This window comes from Paraburkholderia mimosarum LMG 23256 = NBRC 106338 (genome assembly GCF_000739815.1).
GTDB classification, from domain to species: Bacteria; Pseudomonadota; Gammaproteobacteria; order Burkholderiales; family Burkholderiaceae; genus Paraburkholderia; species Paraburkholderia mimosarum.
On sequence record NZ_BBJJ01000248.1, the window covers coordinates 1 to 2,077 of the forward strand.

At 57.1% G+C, this 2,077-nt stretch carries 1 protein-coding gene and 1 pseudogene; one reads left to right on the plus strand and one right to left on the minus strand.

Translation table 11 applies throughout. The features are described from left to right. The first annotated feature begins 449 nt into the window (after positions 1-449). Positions 450-1,898 carry an FAD/NAD(P)-binding protein gene (locus BMI01S_RS40395; RefSeq protein ID WP_081723666.1) on the plus strand — a complete coding sequence of 483 codons (1,449 nt, stop codon included), beginning with the start codon at positions 450-452 and terminating at the stop codon, positions 1,896-1,898. A 42-nt stretch (positions 1,899-1,940) separates the two neighbouring features. On the opposite strand, the pseudogene BMI01S_RS43730 reads toward BMI01S_RS40395, so the two are convergent. Continuing rightward, positions 1,941-2,077 (minus strand): annotated as a pseudogene (locus BMI01S_RS43730) (IS630 family transposase); the annotation flags it as partial.

Sequence of the window (2,077 nt, forward strand, 5' to 3'; positions counted from 1 at the left end):
AAGTGTTTTATAACCGCAGTCGTCGTCGTTCATCGCTTGGCTTCGTGTCGCCAACTCGGTTCATGCAAGACTGGCTTGTGGCCCAGCGGCCACGATGCGGCTGCTTAACCCTGGGGCCTCCGGAAGGCGAAAAACCGGGGCGACCTCAATGTTGCTGTTCTGATCGGATCTCCCCACTGGATTTGGCGAAGCCATCGTCATACCCGTCGTTCGCGAACATTCATTTGCGATGCGAATCAGTGTTATCCAAACAATTGATTTTGTAGCTTGAGGCGAGATGCCGCATAGTCGCTTCCTGCGACGCGGCACAGTTTCCGACTATCCGTGCCGGAAAGAGAAGTTTCCCGACGAGCCCCGATGCAAGCGACGCTATCGGAGCGGGTATCCATCTGAACGTCAAAATCAATTTTCTGCGGGAGCGGATACGAACAACCATCGGAGCCGTGGCAATGACTGTATCGATCGTGATAGTGGGTGCCGGTTTTTGCGGGACGATGACGGCCACAAGGCTACTGTCGGATCAAACCGAAAAGCCCCTGTCGATCGCACTTGTCGATGACAGCTACAGCGTTTCGCGTGGTGTTGCTTATCGGTCGGACGAAGAGGGCTGGCTCCTGAACGCCCCCGCACGGACCCTCAGTGTTGAGCGGGACAACGGCAACGGCTTTGTCGATTATTGCCGACTGCGAGGCCGGCCTGCGGAACCGGATGATTTTCTACCACGTGCCTGGTACGGTGATTATCTTGCACATGTGCTAAAAAAAGCCGTCGCAAACTCCGGGAAACATCAGTTTTCTCAACACGACGGATATGCCGTCGCGCTGGAGCCCGTAGACGATGGCCGAACGAAGGTTCATTTGCACACGGGTGTGGGGATTTCTGCCGATCAGGTCATCCTTGCGACCGGGCACAGCGATGGCCGCCGCTCCATCACTATAGCAGCGACCGGTGGCGCTTCACTCGATCAACGTTTGCTCGTGACTCCTTGGGACGCAGTTAAACTGCGGGCCGTGCCGGATGACAGCCACTTCTTCCTGTGCGGGTCTGGTTTGACGGCACTCGACGTTGTTTACGCGCTGCACCGGCGCAGCGAAAAGTTGCGCTTCACGCTTATGTCCCGCCGTGGTTTGTTGCCCCAACATCACTGCCAGTCACCGCCGAGACTCCAGCCACAAGCGCGGCGGGCGCTTCTCGATCAACTGACTGTCGGCCCCAGGCATTGCATCACCGTCGTACGCAAAGTCATTGCTGAACATCGCGCGAGGGGCGGTGACTGGCGCGAGGTGATCGATAGCCTGCGTCCGGCGGTACCGCAGATCTGGTCAAACTGGTCTGAGGCCGACCGACGCGCTTTCGTGCGCCATATTGCACCTTATTGGAACACACATCGTCACCGACAGCCAGCTTCCACGGCAGCGCTTGTCGCGTCACTCAGGATGAGTGGGTGTCTCTCGCTTATGGCGGGGCGAATCGAAACAATCAGCGCACATGGCGACGGGCTGCTGCTGGCTATTCGCCCGCGCGCAGCAGCGGCCTCGCGCGTTGTGCACGCATCGTATTTCGTGAATTGCACCGATGTCGGGATGGCTCCCGCTCATCGAGCAACGGCTTCAGATACAGAGCCGCATGCAGATTGCAAACACCGGCCTATAGCACACGCGTGTGATTCTCTTTTTGATCAGTTACGGCGCGACGGGATTGCAAAATTTGACTGGGCGGGGTTGTGTGTTGATGAGTCTTACCGCGTGGTTCGAGTCAATAGCTGTACGAATCCATCGCTCTTTTATATTGGCCCTGCGCTTAAAAGACGCTTTTGGGAGGCGACAGCGGTGCCCGAATTGCTAATGCATATCGAGCGGATGACGGAGATCATAATGCGGCAGGTTTCTGCGCGTTAAACGCGAGCGCATTGCCTGACAGGCGTGGACGCAAGCGCACGCTCAGTGTTCTGTCCCAGAAATAACTTTGCATAGCCGAGCCACTTTCTGGAGGATTGAATCGGCGGTCGCGGTCCATACGAACGGCCGGCCGTGTTGGTTGTACTGCTCGATATATCGTTCGATGCTGGCAATGAGTC

Bases quoted from the DNA above. Each gene is read 5' to 3' on its own strand.
- BMI01S_RS40395 (WP_081723666.1), top strand. From the start codon at position 450: ATGACTGTATCGATCGTGATAGTGGGTGCCGGTTTTTGCGGGACGATG.